General features: G+C 60.4%; 13 protein-coding genes and 1 pseudogene. 11 read left to right on the forward strand and 3 right to left on the reverse strand.

All coding sequences use genetic code 11. From position 1 onward, the window contains the following. The 11 genes and pseudogenes from U9R61_RS11380 to U9R61_RS11430 all read left to right on the forward strand — a co-directional run. A pseudogene (locus tag U9R61_RS11380) lies at positions 1 to 204 on the forward strand (hypothetical protein); the annotation flags it as partial. Between the two features lie 228 nt (positions 205 to 432). Next, complete coding sequence (locus U9R61_RS11385) at positions 433 to 843, forward strand: hypothetical protein (RefSeq protein WP_322488935.1); 411 nt, start codon at positions 433 to 435, stop codon at positions 841 to 843. Between the two features lie 904 nt (positions 844 to 1,747). Further along, positions 1,748 to 3,490, forward strand: a complete 1,743-nt coding sequence (ilvB, locus tag U9R61_RS11390) for a biosynthetic-type acetolactate synthase large subunit (RefSeq protein ID WP_322488936.1) — start codon at positions 1,748 to 1,750, stop codon at positions 3,488 to 3,490. 36 nt (positions 3,491 to 3,526) lie between these two features. Next, positions 3,527 to 4,066, forward strand: coding sequence for an acetolactate synthase small subunit (gene ilvN / locus U9R61_RS11395; protein ID WP_322488937.1), 540 nt, complete (start codon positions 3,527 to 3,529; stop codon positions 4,064 to 4,066). Positions 4,067 to 4,165: 99 nt separating this feature from the next. After that, the gene (gene ilvC / locus U9R61_RS11400; protein ID WP_322488938.1) at positions 4,166 to 5,188 is read left to right on the forward strand and encodes a ketol-acid reductoisomerase; all 1,023 of its coding nucleotides are present in this window, start codon (positions 4,166 to 4,168) and stop codon (positions 5,186 to 5,188) included. 252 nt (positions 5,189 to 5,440) lie between these two features. After that, positions 5,441 to 7,147, forward strand: coding sequence for a 2-isopropylmalate synthase (locus U9R61_RS11405; protein WP_322488939.1), 1,707 nt, complete (start codon positions 5,441 to 5,443; stop codon positions 7,145 to 7,147). 237 nt (positions 7,148 to 7,384) lie between these two features. Continuing rightward, entirely contained in the window at positions 7,385 to 8,260 is an 876-nt protein-coding gene (pheA, locus tag U9R61_RS11410; RefSeq protein WP_322488940.1) for a prephenate dehydratase, read from the forward strand. Next, positions 8,257 to 9,681: a 3-isopropylmalate dehydratase large subunit gene (gene leuC / locus U9R61_RS11415; RefSeq protein ID WP_322488941.1), complete on the forward strand. Its 1,425-nt coding sequence runs from the start codon at positions 8,257 to 8,259 to the stop codon at positions 9,679 to 9,681. Before pheA ends, leuC begins: the two co-directional genes overlap by 4 nt. A 49-nt stretch (positions 9,682 to 9,730) precedes the next feature. After that, positions 9,731 to 10,339: a 3-isopropylmalate dehydratase small subunit gene (gene leuD / locus U9R61_RS11420; RefSeq protein ID WP_322488942.1), complete on the forward strand. Its 609-nt coding sequence runs from the start codon at positions 9,731 to 9,733 to the stop codon at positions 10,337 to 10,339. A gap of 125 nt (positions 10,340 to 10,464) precedes the next feature. Then, positions 10,465 to 12,840, forward strand: a complete 2,376-nt coding sequence (locus tag U9R61_RS11425; protein WP_322488943.1) for a LamG-like jellyroll fold domain-containing protein — start codon at positions 10,465 to 10,467, stop codon at positions 12,838 to 12,840. 730 nt (positions 12,841 to 13,570) lie between these two features. Continuing rightward, positions 13,571 to 15,154, forward strand: coding sequence for a choice-of-anchor I family protein (locus U9R61_RS11430; RefSeq protein WP_322488944.1), 1,584 nt, complete (start codon positions 13,571 to 13,573; stop codon positions 15,152 to 15,154). A 56-nt stretch (positions 15,155 to 15,210) separates the two neighbouring features. Here U9R61_RS11430 and U9R61_RS11435 read toward each other — a convergent pair whose 3' ends face one another. Genes U9R61_RS11435 through U9R61_RS11445 form a run of 3 tightly spaced genes read right to left on the reverse strand, consistent with a single transcriptional unit; the run spans position 15,211 to position 19,033 of the window. Next, a complete protein-coding gene (locus U9R61_RS11435; RefSeq protein ID WP_322488945.1) occupies positions 15,211 to 15,552 on the reverse strand; it encodes a hypothetical protein in 342 nt (113 codons plus the stop codon). 41 nt (positions 15,553 to 15,593) lie between these two features. Then, entirely contained in the window at positions 15,594 to 17,519 is a 1,926-nt protein-coding gene (locus U9R61_RS11440; protein ID WP_322488946.1) for a hypothetical protein, read from the reverse strand. Next, positions 17,516 to 19,033, reverse strand: coding sequence for a serine hydrolase (locus U9R61_RS11445; protein WP_322488947.1), 1,518 nt, complete (start codon positions 19,031 to 19,033; stop codon positions 17,516 to 17,518). Before U9R61_RS11445 ends, U9R61_RS11440 begins: the two co-directional genes overlap by 4 nt. Positions 19,034 to 19,046: the final 13 nt, after the last annotated feature.

Here is a 19,046-nt window from a genome sequence, read left to right on the forward strand (position 1 = left end):
ATGAAATCGGCCAAACCGGCGAACATCCTCTCGGTCGGCGATACCTTCCCCCACGCATACGACTTCGGCGCGATGACCGCACTCCAACCGAGGGTGTTCGGCGAGCGAATGGGATGCGCCGCGAAGGAAACAGTCCGCCTGCCGGCGCGCAACGATGCCCCCGACCTGCGCTGCAACGTCTGCGGCGCGCCGGTGGAGTGCTAGAAGAATACGGCGAAGAGGGGCTGATGCCGGTGGTCAATTCGCCGCGCGTCGGCGGGTGCGGCTATACGAAGCCCTTCAATACGTCCCTGCGCTGCGAGGAGCGAATACCCGCGGGCAAAGGATAACGATCTGGGCGCGCATTGTTAGACATCTCGAAAGGCTGTCTCACGAGCCAGCCTGTACCCCAAACTGAAGTCGTACCTGTCCTGGATTGAACGCAAACCCCGCTTGAAAGACCTCCCCGCCGAAGCTCTGATTGAGTTGCTGAAGGGGCTGTATCAGATTGCGCCACCAAACACATCCTGGCGGGAAAGACGGCTCTCTCCGGCCCAATTGGTCTACGATCCACGTCGGCAACGTCCTCACCGTTCACATTTCCGGGAGGCGAAGAAAGTCATCAGCGAATACAAAAAAGCCACCGGCAATCCGGTCGGCACGCTTGAGCTGATGCTCACCTACCTGGAGCGCGGCTATGCCTTCATCGTTGATTTCAGTGATATTGACATACCCTTCTACTCTACGATGTGCCGATCAACATGCTTTACCACTTTGCAGAAGAGTTGCGGAAACTCCCCGATGGCGCAATCTGTACCGGGCACGCTTCCGCGACCGGATGGGGGCAATGTCCCGCACAGCTAGCATCGGCTGGGAGTATGGGGACGCGGTACGGGAGGTGTTTGAGGAATTGGAGGAAGAATCAGTACATGCACGTCCTCTCTGGTCAGAGGTAGAGAAACCACCTTCGGCAGCGATCAATGCTCCACCAGTTCACGTTTGCATGCCTGGAGTGGCAGGATTTCCCCTCCACCGTTTCACGGGTGATGAATGTATAGATGAAAACCGGCTGACAGAACTTTCCCGGGCTTTTTTGATTCCGCTGCAAACACTCACCGCATCGGCGGAGCGATGGAACAGGAATTGGGTAGAGATTTCACATCTCGCTATGTGATTTTTATCACATAGCCTCTTCCTTGGCAACAAACAGAGTTGACAAAATCGTCACCCTATGGTATCCTCATCGCGGATCGATATTCATGTTCGGATAATACACACAAACCTATGGCCGCTCACTTTGTAAGCCTTATCCTCCTTGTACTCGTACTCCTCCTTAGCCTTATTGGCGGGTGGAGTAAGCGTGTTTAGGGAGGGGATGGTCACAAAGCCCCGGCTCAGGATGCAAGACTGAACCTCCCGCCCTGCGGGAGGTTTTTTAGTACCCGTGCGAGGATACGCGATGCGGCTCATCACGATGATTATCATCTTTTGGCAACAACGTGCGTTACAGCCGCGACTCGCGCTTGCGCCGGTAATGATTACCCGGCGTCGCTAACCTACGTTCCGTTCACCGCCGCCTCGCCAGCGCATTGCCCCGCGGCTGGCCGCTCACATCGAGGTGAGCAGCGGCGCAACGCCCCACTGCTGTGGCCCGTCGGTTGTTGGATCGGTCGTCGCCAACGGTAGAGCGCATCGCTGCGCTTGCCACCGTTGGGTACGGCTGCACACACAGGTTCTGTTCCAGACTCATCACGACAGGAGTAGTTCGATGACCAAACCACTCACCGGTGCCCAGATTATGTGTGAGGCCCTCATCCGCGAGGGGGTCGAAGTCATGTTCGGCATTCCCGGCGGCGCGATTATGCCCTTCTACTATGCGATGTGGGATTATCGCGACCGGCTGCGCCACGTGCTCTGCCGCCACGAGCAGGGGGCCGGCCACGCCGCCGAAGGCTACGCCCGCGCCACCGGCAGGCTCGGCGTTTGTATCGGCACCAGCGGCCCCGGCGCGACCAACCTCGTCACCCCGATTGCTGATGCGATGATGGATAGCACGCCGTTGCTAGCGATTACCGGCCAAGTCGGCAGCCACGTGCTCGGCAAAGACGCCTTCCAAGAGACCGATATCACCGGCATTACGATGCCGATCACCAAACACAACTATTTGGTGAAGAATGTCGATGAGCTGCCCTACGTCTTCAAAGAGGCGATCCACATCGCCACCACTGGCCGGCCCGGCCCGGTGCTGATCGACATCACCAAAGATGCGATGCAGAAGACCACCGTGCCCAATTGGGATATCAAGCTCAACCTGCCCGGTTACAAGCCGACCTATCAGGGCAACCGCCGCCAGATCCGCGAGGCGATTAAGCTGTTGATCAGCGCCAAGAAGCCGTTGATTATCGCCGGCCACGGGATCATTATGGCCGGCGCTCACCGCGAGCTGCAAGAGTTCGCCGAGCGGTTGCGCATTCCGGTGATTACCACCTTGCACGGCATCGGCGCGATCCCCGAAAATCACCCGCTCGCGATCGGCATGCCCGGGATGCACGGCTGGGTGCATGTCAACCGCGCCATTCAAGAGTGCGATGTACTGTTCAACATCGGCGGCCGCTTCGATGACCGCGTGACCGGCAAGGCCAGCACCTTCGCCCCCAACGCTCGTATCATTCACGTTGACATTGATCCGTCTGAGATCGGCAAGAATGTGCGGGTGGAGGTGCCGATTGTCGGCGATGCCCGGCTGGTGTTGCAGGCGCTGCTCGAAGACTTGCCGCCGCCCAGCGAGCTGGCTGAGTTGCACACCCACGCTTCCGACTGGATGGAGCATATCCGCGAGATGCAGGATAAGCATCAGGGCAAGCAGCAGTACAAGAACCGGGCCGCGATGGCCAATATGTCGCTGCCGCCGCACGATGTCTACGAGGCGCTCAGCCGCACTCTCAACGCGCGCGGCAATTATCGCGTCGTCACCGACGTCGGCCAACATCAGATGTGGGCAGCCCAGTTGATTGACTGGAACCACGGCCCGCGCACCCACATCACCTCCGGCGGCGCCGGCACGATGGGGTTCGCCGTCCCGGCGGCGTTGGGGGTGGCGATTGCCTATCCGAACGAAACCGTCTGGGCGATCGTCGGCGATGGCGGCTTCCAGATGACCAACCAAGAAATGGCGACGATTGTGCAAGAGGGTTTGAAGAATGTGAAGGTGGCAGTGATCAACAACGGCTACCTCGGTATGGTGCGCCAGTGGCAAGAGCTGTTCGAGCACAAGCGCTACAGCGGCACCCCGCTCTCTGGCCCCAATTTCGCCAAGCTGGCTGAAGCCTACGGTTGGAAGGGGATCACGGTTGAGCGCAGCGAAGATGTGCAAGCCGCGATCGACGAAGCGCATGCCACCGATGGCCCGGTCCTGATCGACTTCCGCGTCGAGCGCGAGGTCAACGTCTTCCCGATGGTGCCGCAGAACAAGTCAATCGGCGAGATGATCCTCTCGGAGGCGCAGGCGTAAGGGCGTAATCATTACCATATCGAAGGAGTCGCAACCATGAAGAAGCATACTATCGTCGCCCTCTTGCAAGATCGGCCCGGCGTGCTGAGCCGCGTGATCGGGTTGATCCGCCGCCGCGGCTATAACATCGAGAGTCTCGCCGTTGGTCATAGCGAGACCCCCGGCGTGAGCCGGCTGACCATTGTGGTTGAATCAGAGCATGTTGAGCAGGTCGTCAAGCAGCTCTACCGCTTGATCGAGGTGTTGAAGGTGAGCGATGTCACCGATGATCCGACGGTCGAGCGCGAGATGACGATGATCAAGCTGCATGCGCCGCCGGCGGCCCGCCACGAGATCATCTCGATGTGCAGCGTGTTTGGCGCGCGGATCGTTGATGTTGGCTCGAACACGATGATTATCGAGATGACCGGCACCCCCGCCAAGGTTGAGAATTTCGTTGAGGTGGTGCGCCCCTATGGTATTAAAGAGATGATGCGCACTGGCCGCATTGCCATGGTACGCGGCGCGCGCGGCCACAATGCCGGCGAGTATATTGAGCCGGCCACCAACGGCGTAGCTGTACCGGCGCTTAACTAATTGTGCGATCCTCTGAGACGCCCCTCACGGGCGTCTCAGTGGTTCTTACCTACCGCGCGCGGCGGATGGTCGCCGCATGAGTATGAGGAATGACACAACATGGCAGAGCTGTACTACGACAATCAGGCCGATCTCAACCGCTTGAAGAACAAGCCGATCGCAATTATCGGTTTCGGCAGCCAAGGCCACGCCCACGCCCGCAACCTTGCTGACAGCGGCCTTGATGTGCGGGTTGGCCTGTACCCCGGCTCGAAGAGCTGGAGCAAGGTTGAAGCGGCGGGATTGAAGGTGATGACGGTCGCCGAAGCGGCCCGCGAGGCGCAGATTGTCATGATTTTGACTCCTGACATTGGGCAGGCTGATCTGTACCGCGAGCACATCGCGCCGGCGATGGAACCGGGCAAGACGTTGATGTTCGCCCACGGCTTCAACATCCGCTTCGGCCAAATCGTACCGCCCGCAGGGATCGACGTGAGCATGGTCGCACCCAAAGCTCCTGGTCACCGCGTGCGCGAGGTCTTTGTGCAGGGCGGCGGCGTGCCGGCGCTGATTGCGGTTGAGCAAGACGCGACCGGCGGCGCGTTTGAGGACGCGCTGGCCTACGCCAAAGGCCTCGGCTGCACCCGCGCCGGCGTGCTGCGCACCACCTTCGCCGAAGAGACCGAGACTGACCTGTTCGGCGAGCAAGTAGTACTCTGCGGTGGCGTCAGCGCGCTGGTCAAGGCCGCCTTCGAGACGCTAGTCGAGGCTGGCTACCAGCCGGAAGTGGCTTACTTCGAGTGTATGCACGAGCTGAAGCTGATCGTTGACCTGTTCTATCAGGGTGGTCTCAACTACATGCGCTATTCGGTGAGCGATACCGCGGAGTGGGGCGATTACACCGCCGGCCCCAAGATCATCACCGATCAAACCCGCGCGGCGATGCGCCAGATTCTGACCGACATCCAGAGCGGCGCCTTCGCCGAAGACTGGATCGACGAGAATCACAATGGCCGGCCCCGCTTCAACGCTTACCGCCAAGCAGACATTAATCACCCGATCGAGCAGATTGGCCGTGAATTGCGCCGCATGATGCCCTTCGTCAACCCGCGCGAAGTCAAGCCGGGTGAGGGCGGGGCGTAAATCGTTAAGGGCAAGGCAATGCCTTGCCCCCGCGTGAGCAGATTGCACCTGCACAGCTCTACACGCACCTATGTCATTGCGAGTCGGGTAGGGGCATCGCGTTGCGATGCCCCGCCTGGCGAAGCAATCCCCTGCGAGCATGGGAGCAGTGTTCTCAGACATCCCTTCCGCTGAAGGGGAGATTGCTTCGGGGCTGCACCCCGCGCAATGACGATAGAGAAATTGACCAACAATACATATCAGGAGGCACCAATGACCAACACCACCGAACCGAGCGTAGATTACGTCCGTATTTTCGACACGACTCTGCGCGATGGCGAGCAGGCCCCCGGCTGCACTATGACGCTGGAAGAGAAGCTGGAGGTCGCTCGCCAATTGGCGCGCCTGAAAGTGGATATTATCGAGGCCGGCTTCCCCGCCGCGTCGCCCGGCGACTGGGCCGCAGTGCATGAGATTGCCCGCGAAATCGGTACGCCCGATGGCCCGATTATCGCGGCGCTGGCCCGCGCCAACCGTGACGATATTGACAAAGCGTGGAGCGCGATCCAGCCCGCGGCCAAAAAGCGCATCCATACATTTATGTCGACTTCCGACATCCACCTCGAATACCAATTCCGCAAGACGCGGGCTGAGGCGCTGCAACTCATCCACGAGATGGTGAGCTATGCCCGCTCATTGTGCGAGGATGTCGAGTTTTCGCCGATGGATGCCGGGCGCACTGATCCGCTCTTCTTGCGCGAAGCAGTGGCAGTGGCGGTGGCAGCCGGCGCAACCACGCTCAATATCCCCGATACGGTTGGCTATCTCACCCCCGACGAGTACGGCGCAATGATCCGCGATCTGCGCGAGAATGTGCCGGGGATCGAGAACTGCATCCTCTCGACCCATTGCCACGACGATCTGGGGATGGCGGTGGCCAATTCGCTGGCGGGTGTGCGGGCCGGCGCGCGACAGGTGGAGTGTACGATTAACGGGATCGGCGAACGGGCCGGTAACGCTTCGCTCGAAGAGGTGGTGATGGCGCTGCACACGCGCCAGCAGTATTACGGCTTGCGCACCCGGATCGAGACGCGCGAAATCGCCCGCACGTCGCGGCTAGTGAGCAGCTTTATCGGCGTGCCGGTGCCGCCTAACAAGGCCATCGTCGGCGCCAACGCCTTCGCCCACGAGTCGGGTATCCACCAAGATGGTGTGTTGAAGTATCGCCAGACCTACGAAATCATGAGTGCCGAGACAGTCGGTCTCGACAGCAATACGCTGGTGCTGGGCAAGCATTCGGGCCGCCACGCCTTCCGCAAGTACCTTGAAGAGAAGGGCTATACGCTGAACGATGACGAGTTCCAGCACGTGTTCACCCGTTTCAAGGATTTGTGCGATCGTAAGAAGAAAGTGGACGATCGCGATATCGAGGCCTTGATCGCGGGTGAGATGCAGCATACGCCAGAGTTGTACAAGCTCGATCACGTGCAATATGCTTCGGGAGTGGGCATGATCCCGACCGCTACCGTGCGCCTGATCGGCCCCGATGGCCAAACCAAGGTCGATAGCGCGCAGGGCACCGGCCCGGTTGATGCGGTCTATCAGGCGATTAATCGGATTATTCAGCGCCCGAACGAGCTGATCGAGTTCTCAATCAACGCGATTACCGAGGGGTTGGATGCGGTCGCCGAGGTGACAGTGCGCATTCGTGAGCAGGGTGCGCCAGCCCGCCTGAACGAGAGCAGCAGCACGGAGACCAGCCTGACCGGTCGCCGGCAAGCGCAGCAAATCTTTAGCGGCTACGGCGTCCATACCGACACCATCGTCGCCGCGGCCCAAGCATATATGGCAGCGTTGAACAAGATGCTGGCCGCTCGCCAAGAGCGGATTAAGGCCGAGGCAATGGCCTATTCCGCTGGGTATAGCGGCGAAGCCGGCACGCTGCCGGTGGACATTTTCGGCGGGAGCACGTTGGGATAAGGCCTCAAGGGCAGACAGAAACGATGAGCGCAGATGTGGTTGAAGGCTTTGCGATGGATCGGTTCACCCTCACCCCCAACCCCTCTCCCACTGGCGTGGGAGAGGGGATCACAAAGTTAAGCGTTGAGGTATCGCACAACGATGAACAGTGGCCCTCAATCACATGTTCTGTCCGCCCCTCAAGGGATATGGATGTGGGGGTGGCAGGTGCGTCACCCCCACCGGATAACGAACACAATGGATACGATTGCTTATCTTGGCCCGCCGGGCACCTTTAGCGAAGAAGCGGCGCTCGCATACGCAGCCGGACGCGATGCGCGCTTGCTGCCGCTGGCTAGCATTCCGGCGGTGGTGACGGCGATCGAAACTGAAGCAGCGACCGCCGGCGTGTTGCCAATCGAGAATCTCTTGGAGGGCAGTGTGAGCTATACGCTCGATCTGCTCATCCACGAAACCAACTTGCAGATCGCCGGCGAGATTGTGGTGCCGATCCGCCAGTATTTGCTGGCGCGGCCCGGCCTGCAACTGAGCGACATCAAGGTGCTCTATGCCCACCCGCAGTCGCTGGCCCAATGCCGGCGCTTTGTCGAACGCTGCTTGCCCGGCGTGGCGACGGTCGCCTCGCTGAGCAACTCAGCCGCTCCCGCCGAGGCACTGGCTGACGAGCGGCCAGCGGCGGCGATTGGCACCTTGCGCGCCGCCGAGCTGGTCGGGGCCAGCATTTTAGCCCGCGAGATCGCCGATAGCCCACACAACGTCACCCGCTTCATTGTGCTGGCCCGCGAAGACTCGCCGCCTACCGGCGACGACAAGACCAGCTTCTGTTTTGGGTTTACCCGTGAAGACCGGCCCGGCAGTCTGGTCGGCGCGTTGCAAGAATTGGCCGCGGAAAACATCAACATGACGAAACTCGAGTCGCGCCCGACTCGTGCTATCTTAGGGCAATACATCTTTTTAGTGGACATTAACGGCCATCGCCGCAATCCGCACGTTGCCCGCGCTCTTGAGCACATCCGCCAGCATACCGGAATGCTGAAAATCTTCGGCAGCTACCCGCGCTGGCAAGGCGCGAACGGCAACCATCATCCATCGCGGCAAGGAGAGGAGAGATGAGCAAACCGCGCACCCTGTTTGAAAAGGTCTGGGACGCGCATCTGGTGCGGCCAGAGACGCCGGAGACGCCGGCGGTGCTCTACATTGACCTGCATTTGATCCACGAAGTGACTTCGCCGCAAGCATTCACCGAATTGCGCCAGCGTGGCTTGCGCGTGCGCCGGCCCGACAAGACGCTGGGGACGATGGATCACAGCACGCCGACAACGCCGCGCAACCATCTTGGCATTATTCCGGTGATTGACCCGATGGCGATCAGCCAGCTTGAGCAATTGCGCAAAAACTGCGCCGAGTTCGGCATTCCGCTGTTTGAGTTGGGTGATGAGAATCAGGGTATTGTGCATGTGATCGGGCCAGAGCAGGGGCTGACCCAGCCGGGCATGACGATCGTGTGCGGCGATAGCCACACTAGCACCCACGGCGCGTTCGGCGCACTGGCCTTTGGCATCGGCACCTCGGAAGTCGGCCACGTGCTGGCGACCCAGTGCCTCTTGCAGCGCAAACCCAAGACCTGCGCCGTGCGGATTGATGGCCGGCTCGGCCCCGGCGTAACGGCGAAAGATATTATTCTGGCGCTGATCGCTAAATACGGCGTCGGCGGCGGCACCGGCTATGTCTTTGAGTATATGGGGGAAGCGATTCGGTCGCTCTCGATGGAAGAGCGGATGACGATCTGCAATATGAGCATCGAAGGCGGTGCGCGAGCTGGGATGGTTGCGCCCGATGACACCACTTTCGAGTACATCGCTGGCCGGCCATTCGCGCCCAAAGGGGCCGATTTCGAGGCCGCCGTAGCGCACTGGCGCACTCTGCCCACCGACGAGGGAGCGGTTTTCAACCACGAATTGACCCTCTCGGCCAGCGAGCTGAAGCCGATGATTACCTACGGCACCAACCCCGGCATGGGCATTCCCATCGACGCGCCGGTGCCACGCCCGGAAGATATGCCCGACACGCGCAGCCGGGCCGCGCTCGATAAGGCGTTGGCCTATATGGGGCTAGAACCGGGCAAGCCGTTGCTGGGCCACCCGGTGGATGTGGTCTTTATCGGCTCTTGCACCAACTCGCGGCTCTCTGATCTGCGGCAAGCGGCCCAATTCTTCCGCGGACGTAAGGTGGCGCCGGGGGTGCGGGTGATGGTTGTGCCCGGCTCGCAGCAAGTCAAACGGGCCGCCGAAGCGGAAGGTCTCGATCGCATCTTCAAAGAGGCCGGGGCCGAATGGCGCGAAGCCGGCTGCAGCGCCTGCTTAGGGATGAACGACGATAAGGTACCGCCGGGCAAGTACGCGGTTAGCACCTCGAACCGCAACTTCGAGGGCCGGCAAGGGCCGGGAGCGCGCACCATGCTCGCCAGCCCATTGACCGCCGCCGCCACCGCTGTGACCGGCGTCGTCACCGACCCGCGCACGTTGTTGAATTAAGACCGTGTACTGTAGGGGCAATGCGCTGCATTGCCCTAAGGAGAACCGCATGGAACCTATCTCAACCATCACCGGCAAAGCGGTCGTCTTGCCGGTTGAAAATATCGATACCGACCAGATCATCCCGGCGCGCTTCCTCAAAGTCACCGACAAGAGCGGGTTGGCCGCCGGCCTGTTCGAGGCGTGGCGCTACCTGCCTGATGGCACACCCAACCCCGACTTCCCGCTCAACCGGACTGAAGCGGCAGGCGCGACGATCCTGATCAGCGGGCGCAACTTCGGCTGCGGCAGCTCGCGCGAGCATGCACCGTGGGCCTTGCAAGACTATGGCTTTCGCGCTGTCATTGCGCCCTCGTTTGCCGACATCTTCCGCAGCAATGCGCTCAAGATTGGCTTGCTGCCGGTGACGATCGAGCAGGCGATCTACGACGAGCTGGTGGCCATGTACGCCAACGACCCGCAGATGGCGCTCACGATCGATCTCGCGGCGCAGACGGTCACGTTGCCTGATGGCCGGCAGGTGAGCTTCCCGATCGATGCCTTCAGCAAATACTGCCTGCTGCACGGGGTTGACCAGCTCGGCTTCTTGCTCAACCAAGCGGAAGCCATCGCCGCTTACGAAGCGAGCCACCCGCAAGCGGTGAAGACCACCGGTTGATGGACGGGCCAACACTGAGTTCTCATAATCGCTACGTTTAATATGCAACCAACCGGCGCTGCATGCGTTATTATAGGTAAGAGCAGCAGCGCCGGGCTGATTCTGCGCATCGCACCAATCGTTTCATGCATCGACTTGCCCGCTGGTTCTTGTTTCTCTGTTTCATCTTTTCGGCAACCCCGTTGCACGCGCAACCGGCAGGTGGCTGGAGTGTGGCTGAGTTTCTGGCCAAGCAGCCCGGCCCATTGAAAGACCTCCGCATTGACGGGCGCAGCGCAGCCCAGATAATCGAAGAGCAGAGCAACTACTACGGTGTTAGCCCATTCTTGACCCTTGCTCTGCTCGAAGCGACCGCCGGCCTGCTCAGCAAGCCCACCTCGCCGGATACAGCGATCGCCCAACCCTTCGGCGGGCATGGGCCGGTTGGCTTTGCCGCGCAGATCGAGTGGGCAAACCGCGAACTGCGCGCCGGGTTGGGGCCATACCGCCAACCGCCAACTATCCAGTTACGCGATGACTTAACGCTGACCCTCTCGCTCGATGAATCGGCGGAATGGATTGCGATGAAGCGCTTTTTGGCGCAAGGACGCGATTCGACTGAGTGGTTAGCGGCTATCAAAGCGACGCACGCAGCTCTCCGCACCTACTTCGATGGCCAACTCGCACCACCGGCCACCGTCGCGGCGGATGTCACCGGCTGGCTGCGCGCGCCGTGGCCATTGGGCACGCGGGTCACGCATCTTGCCTACTTCGACCACAAGTACCCGATGGTCGATCTCGGCGGCGACGGCAACAACGAGATGGTCGATTATCTGGGCCGGCGCAATGTGCAATACAACAGCCACGACGGCCACGATTACGTCTTCCCCGACGCACCGTTCACCACCCCCATTCTCGCCGCTGCCGCCGGCACTGCCTATGCCTTCAACGAATCACGCGGATTGGGCGTGGTCATCGTTCACCCCAACGGCTACGAGACAGTGTATTGGCATCTTGGCGCACTCGATCCGATCTTCACCAACGGCAATGGCGTGCGCGTCGCTGCCGGCCAGCAGATTGGCGTCAGCGGCGCCAGCGGCGTGAGCGGTACGCCACACCTGCACTTCGAGGTGCGGCGTTGGGAAGGCGGCATTCGCAAACAGGTCGATCCGTATGGCTGGTACGGCCCCGGCCCCGACTCATGCCCGGCGTATGCCGGCTGCGCGGCCAGCACGTGGCTCTGGCACCCTGATTTGATCGGGATGTACGATTTTACGCCTCCCGACTACACACCGCCGCCGAGCGACACCACGCCGCCGGTCGGGACGATGCGGGTTACGCCGCCGGCTGACCTGCTGCTGGCCGTCACCTTCGACGGCCACCCGCTACAAACCGTCGGGCAGGGGTTGCCGCAGATCAACGGCACGCCAAGCTTTGGAACGGGTCGGTTCGGGCAAGCGCTGCGCAGCGACCAGGCCGAAATCGCCTTCCCTACCACCGGCAACCTCGATCTCGACCGCGGCACGATCAGTCTGTGGGTCGAGATACCGGCCAGCTACCCAACCAACAGCCTCAACCGCCACTACCTCTTCGCTGCCAGCGCCGACCCGGAAGGCGCGCCAGTCTACACCGGCACGCTGGCCCTGCGCCGCGACCGGCTCGGCCCCGACAGCAGCGCGCAATGGACATTTTGGACGGTAGGGGACGCCAGCAGCGGCGAAGATCTGCTCAGCGCGCCAGACACCTTGGCGGCGGGATGGCATCACTTCGCCGTGAGCTGGGACGCAACCAGCGGCACGAAGGCGCTGTATATTGACGGCACCTTGGTCGCTGAACGCAGCAACGCCGTCTTGCCGATCATCACCGGCGCGCATCTGTACCTTGGCCGCTTCAGCAGCGACGGCGCCGCCGTCGGAGTGCGGTTCAACGAACTCGCCATCTTTGCGCGCGTCCTGACTGCTGCCGAAATTACCGAGCTCGCAACAGCGCCGCCACTCGCGCCAGAACCAATCGCCGTGACCGAGCGCGCTATCCGCATCGACACCAACGCGCTGGATGACAACGGTGGAATCGCAGCGGTCATTCTCGGCATCAACGGCGAGCTGAGCGACCCAATGCCCTACTACGACAGCTACCGCTGGAGCCTGCCGGCGATCGAAGGCGAGCACGTCGTCGAAGTGCGTTACCTCGACCGGGCCGGCAATACGACGGTGGTCTCACAGACAGTAGACCTCAACCTGCCGCCACGAGTAGAACTGAACACCGAATGGATGGAGGATGCGGCGGTACAGCTCACCATCAACGCCACCGATCGCGACCTGCCGATCGAGATGCAATTTAGCGCCACACCGAGCTTTGCTGACGCACCGTGGCTGCCATTATTGCCGGAAGTGCGCTGGCGGTGGGATGAAACGGAACTCCTGCGCTTGTTTGTGCGCTTCCGCGATGCCGCCGGATTAACGAGCGAGCCGATTGAGATTAGGAAGCGGTATCAGGTGTTTGTGCCGGTGGTGGGGAGGTAACACGCAGGAATATGCTATTCTCCACTTCACGAATCATAAGATGGGCAACAATTGTTGAAAAAGGGTCTTCGTATAACCCCAAACGCCATCATCATCGTAGTATCCGGTTACAACATTATGATGATGCACAACTGGGATATTCTTTTGTGATGATGGTAACACAAAGGCGAGAATGCTTATTTGGCGACACTGCGAATGGTGATATGCAATTAAATGATTACGGCAATATTGTGCAGGCGTTATAGAACGCTTTACCGGTTCATTATCCATACGTTGAATTGGATGTATTTGTGGTCATACCAAATTACGTGCATGGAATCATCGTGATAAGGGAAGGGGCGGGTTTCAAACCCGCCCCTACGCATGCACCCGCCGCACCGGATGAACTTGCCGCACCCACCGGGAACAACGCCGACATCGCTGCGGGACCGGCTACGAAACGCCACGGATTACCGGAAATCGTCCGTGCCTTCAAAACGTTTTCGGCGCGATGTATCAACGAATGACGTGCGACACCGGGGACCGCGGTTTGGCAACGCAACTATTTTGAACACATCATTCGCAATAATACCGCCCTTGAACACATCCGCGGTTATATCCGCGCTAACCCCCGCGCATGGAGCTGTGATCGCAATCATACCCACGCTTAACATGTTCATTACACGGGCTTAACCGGCAATGTATATAGTAGTAGACGCAAGTGTCCGCGTTGAGTAAGGAAATTGCCACTATGCGTCTCCGTGGGTTGACCATGTTTGTCGCCATCGCGCTGCTGATTGGCGCGATCAGTCCGTTGCCGGTATTCGCAGCATTGCCAGCCCCTACCTTTACTCTGCTAGCCAGCTACACTACCGGGCTCGGCAATTTGTCGGGGGAAACGGTTGCTTTTGGTCGCAACCGCATGTTCGTCACGAATAGTACCAGCAACTCGCTCGATATTGTTGATCTGAGCAATGCGAGTACACCCACCCGGCTGAGCCGGATCGACCTATCGCCGTATGGGGCCGGGCCGAACAGCGTCGCCGTGCGCGGCAATCTGGTGGCGGTGGCGGTGGAAGCCGATCCGAAGACGGATCCCGGTTTTGTGGTCTTTTTTGACCTCAATGGCAACTATCTGAATCGGGTGCGGGTGGGGGCATTGCCTGATATGCTGACCTTCACCCCCAACGGACGGCTGTTGCTGGTAGCAAATGAGGGTGAGCCGAACGACGATTACACGATTGATCCCTACGGCACGATCAGCATTATCCCCGTCAGCGGCAATATCCGCCGTCTGATTGATCACGATGTCATCCACCTTGGCTTTGCCGAGTTTGAAGTTGGCGGCATGTACCGCGACCAGTTCGACCCGGCGACCCGTGTCTTTGGGCCGACTGCTAACGCTGCCGATGCGGTGCAGAAGAATCTGGAGCCGGAATATATCACCGTGACACCGGACAACCTGTTCGCATACGTGACGCTGCAAGAGAACAATGCGATCGCCAAGATCGATCTGCGCTACTTCTGCATCGAGTGGGTGCGTTCGCTTGGCTTGAAAGATCACAGCCTGCCGGGGAATGGGATTGACGCCAGCGACCGCGACAACGCGATCAACATCGCCAACTGGCCGGTGTTTGGCATCTATCAGCCGGACGCGATGGCGAGCTACCGCGTGCGTGGGCAGACCTATCTCGTGACCGCGAACGAAGGTGATGCACGCGAGTATGCCGGCTACGCGGAAGAGGTGCGGGTCGGCGCGAGCCGTTACCGGCTTGATCCCACCGCCTTCCCCGACGCAACGGCGCTGAAGAACAATGCAGCGCTAGGCCGGTTGACCGTCAGCATTGCCAGCGGCGATCTCGATGGCGACAGCGACTTCGACCAGATTCACGTCTTTGGCGCGCGTTCGTTCTCGATTTGGGATACCGAAGGCCGGCTAGTGTTTGACAGCGGCGACCAGATCGAGCGGATCGTAGCCGAGACGTATCCGGCCTTCTTCAACAGCAACAACAGCGTCAACGATTTCGACACGCGCAGCGACAACAAAGGTCCGGAACCGGAAGGCGTCGCGATTGGCGCGATCCGCAACCGGACGTATGCCTTCATTGGGTTGGAACGGCAGGGGGGCGTGATGATCTTCGACATCAGCAACCCGGCAGCGCCAAGGTTTGTACAATACGTCAACAACCGCGACTTCAGCAGCGCCGCAGTCGGGCCAGACAGCGGGCCTGAGATTGTGAAGTTTGTGCCGGCCAACCAAAGCCCGACCGGTAAACCGCTGTTGCTCGTGGCGAATGAGGTCAGCGGAACGGTGAGCATCTACGAGGCGAATTGAGTGGTTCGCAACCTTGGCCCCTTCTCTCATGGGGTTGAGAGAAGGGGCGATTCTTTCTATCTCCCTCGCCACCACGCCAATCCTAGCCCGCCAACCAGATGCAAGGCCAAAACGCTCATGAAATAGACGGTGTGCGGGCCAACCGTTTGGCGAGCAGCTTCGGGAGCAAGGATCGTCTCGATGCGGGCCGCGACAAAGGGGGTAAAGAAGTAGAGCGCGCCGCAGCAGGCTGCTGCCAACCGCCATTCATCGCGCCGCGAGGCCATCCAACCGAGAAAGACGGCAAGCGGCGTGGCGAAAATCGCCAGTGCCAGCCAGCGCAAAACCTCAGGGTTGCGGGTATCGCCAACGGTATAGTAAGCGGCAGCGGCAATCGCCCACCCGATGAGCGTCGCCATCACGATCAACAAAAGGGTTCGGCTATCGCGGATCATACGCATTAGGGAGCAGATTTCAACTCTTTTTGGCGGCGCAACCGGCGCTCGATCCGCTCTTTCAGCTTTTCGATCAAGGCCTGCTGCTCGGCAATCGCAGCATCGATCCGCTCGACCTGATCTTCGAGCTGGGCCAATGTCGCCACATAGCGTTGGCGCAGCGCACCCTCTTCGCCATCGCTGCGCAAGGGGGTAAGCTGTTGTTGCAGGCGCTGCTGGCGCTCGAAGATGCGCCGCCGTTCGTGCTCGTGTTCGGCAATCGTCTGTTCGGCGGCGCTGATCTGGCGGAAGAGATTGAGGATGGCAAAGAGCCGCTGGAAGGTGTCTTGATCGAGCACCTTGTCGCGGAGGAATTCCTGCAACCGTTCGCCGGTGAGACTGCGAATCTCTTGCCGGCGCGAGAGCAGCCGGCGCTCGCAGACGACCAATTCCGCCTTACCAGCCGCAGGAACGGCCACCTGCCACCGGGCCAGTCTGCCGGCTTCGGCCAGCAGCAGCGGGGTATCAACCAGTTCGGTGTTCTCGGTGCGGGGATGCTCGATGATCACCGTGCAAGGATCGGCTAATGTACTGGCAAGCGTGTACTGCTGGAACCGAAGCTGATACTCGTCAAGGAACAGATCGCCATCTTGGAGACGGAGGCTGTGCAGTTGCTGCGTAGTGGATGAGGTCTCTTCCACCGTCACCCCCAGCTCAACCGCGTGAAAGACGGTCAGTTCGGCGCCGGCGCGGGTAAAGGGCAGCACGGCCTCGCCAGCGTATTCGCCGTTGACCAACACCGTCGCCGGGCCTTGCTCGAGGGTTAAGCCCGTCTCATTGGTGAGGCAGATGGCAGCTAGCGGGTGGCGTTCGCGCCGCGAGCGGTTATAAACCAATTCGCGCCGGCCCGCCAACATCACGCCAAGGATCGGCGCCATAGCCGACTTACCGCGGCCAACACTCACCGGCTGGGTCACGCGATAGGCAAACAGCGCGCCGCGTTCTTCCCCGGAAGCAACCGGCGCGGCGCTCTCGGTCATCGCTTCGATCGAGACTGCCGGCGCGGCAGCGGCCAGCAATGTCATCGCCTCCGGTTCCATTGACGCCATTGCGCGCAACCGCCGCCCCCACAACAGCGCCCCCTTTGGTTGCGGACGCGCTTCATCGCCAATCAGCGGACGTTCAGGCGTCTGCGGTTCGTAGAGCCGGTAGCGAAACGAGACCGGCTGGCCGGCGACGAGCGTCACTTCAACATCAACAAGGTCTTCTTCCAACTGGTTATCGAACAAGCCCCAGCCTTGCAACAAGCAACGGGCCGCGCCATCGTCGCCATCTTCACAAAGCAGCCGGTAGCTGACCCGCCATGCCGGTGCCGGCGCGACATAGCCCACCAGCAGATCATGCTCGCCGGGGGTGAGGTGAATGGTGGCAGTGCGGTTGCGCTCATCGTTGTGCGCGGCGCGCAAGAAGAAGGCGAGATCATTGTTGGCCGCGCCATCGAGCAGCTCAACACGCGCCACCTCATCGAGCGGGATCGGACGCACCACGCGCTCATCACTCAGATAGAGACTGACCAGCGCCCGCCGCAGTGGCTCTTCAGCTTCCACATCCACCCCGATCACAAGGCCGCTGATCGTCTCGCCCTGCTTGCCGGTCAAGGTTAAGCACACCATGCGCCCGCGCAGATCGCGCAGCAGATCGAGCAGACTCCGCTCATCTGAAAGGTGAATGCTGCCGCGCGCGATCAATGCAGCGCGATCTTCGGGAGTGGCCACATCAATATTGCGCACTTGCCCGCTACGGTCAATGACGATCAGACTCTTGAGCACATCATCCATGGCCTCAAGCGGAAAGCTGAGCGTTAACGTCTCGCCGCTCAACGTCCCGCGCCGCTCAAAATAGCCCACCCCGTGTTTGTAGAGCACCATCCGCTTTATGGGCAAACTGCTCATGGCGTTTCTCCCGCAGGTAGCGTATCAAGCCGTACCGGATTGTAGGCAGTGTACACCAGCCGGCTGACATCGGCAATCGCGCCGCCAAGCACTGCATCCGGCCATGCCCATTGATCGCCGAGCGGCTTGTAGACATAGATCGCCAGCACATAATCGCCACCGGGTGAGCGAACGATACCGGCATCGGCTTGGGTGTGCTCGATCCAACCCGACTTATGCTCGACCCGCACCCCGTCGGGGATGCCAGCCACCATACGGGTATCGTCGGCATTCTCGGCCAGCAGATCGAGCATCTCTTGGCAGCGATCAGGGTTGAGCAAGTCAAACTGCTCTAGCAACACACCCTCGCCGCGCGCGCACTCATCAATCATCCGGTAGAGCTGGCCCATCGCGTATGGCGTCGCCCGCAAGGCGCAGCCAGTCTCGGCGTACGGTGGTTCGCCCACCGGATCTTTCGGCCCGCAGCGGAACTTGACATTGTAAAGCCGGATGAAATCGAGCGCCTCGAATGGAATATAGAGATGGAGATAGTCAAGACCAAGATCGGCCAGCATATCGCTCATCTGCTCGGCGCCGCGGAAGGCCGTTTCGGTATCCGTGCCGCCGGCACCCGCCGCCAAAATATCGTTCGCGGCCAGATTATCACTGTCAATGATCATCGCCCGCATACTTTCCCATTGGCGTTCGCTGAATGCGGGCAGTTTGGTGTAGCCATACAGCATAATCGCTGTCTTAATCGTGCTGGCGGCAGAAAACACGGTACGCGCATTCACCGCCACTTCTGTACCGGTTGCCAGATCGTAAAGATAGACGCCGATCACTCCATCCCATGCATCAGCTATCGCTTCAAGCTGTTCGGCAAGTTGCGCAAACGAAGCACGGGGCGGCTTGGTGGGCCAGCGGGTGAGGAAGATGGGATCGGCAAGTTGGCCGCGGCTGAGCAAACCGCTGACAATCTCTAGCGAACGATCGAGATCAATCGCACGTCGGGGCAGGTAGGCAAAGCTGCGCGAGAGCACCTCGGTCGAAGTGATGACGGTCAACTCTGGTTCGCTAGCCGACACAGCAGCAAACGTCATTACCTGTTCACGCACGGCAGCTTGATCGAACGCGAGTTGCAACGGCGCCGAAATTGGCTGATCGCTGCCCAACGCCGGCTGCACTGCGGCTAACATCGCCGGTACATCGGGGCGCAGGTTTATTGATGACGGTTCGATCGTCGTAGCATTCTCGCCGGCGACCAATTGCACCGGCGTGACACGTTCGGCCAGCGCGGCAGTCAAGGCCGCTTCCGCTTCAACGGTAGTCATACCACCAATTGGTACGCCAGCTACTTCAGTACCAGCAGCATAGATCGGCACCAACGGCGTCAAGCTCACAGGAGTGATCGCTGGTGGCGTTGGCGCCGAAGCGATCAGGGCATCGGCGGGTAACGGACGGGAAGCTGAGCTACATCCGGCAAGGATGGCCACGCAGAGCAGGGCGATGGCAAGAAAACGGGGCCGGAGGTTCATGGTCGTGTTTATG

The sequence above is a fragment of the Chloroflexus sp. genome, assembly GCF_034431535.1.
Lineage (GTDB): Bacteria > Chloroflexota > Chloroflexia > Chloroflexales > Chloroflexaceae > Chloroflexus.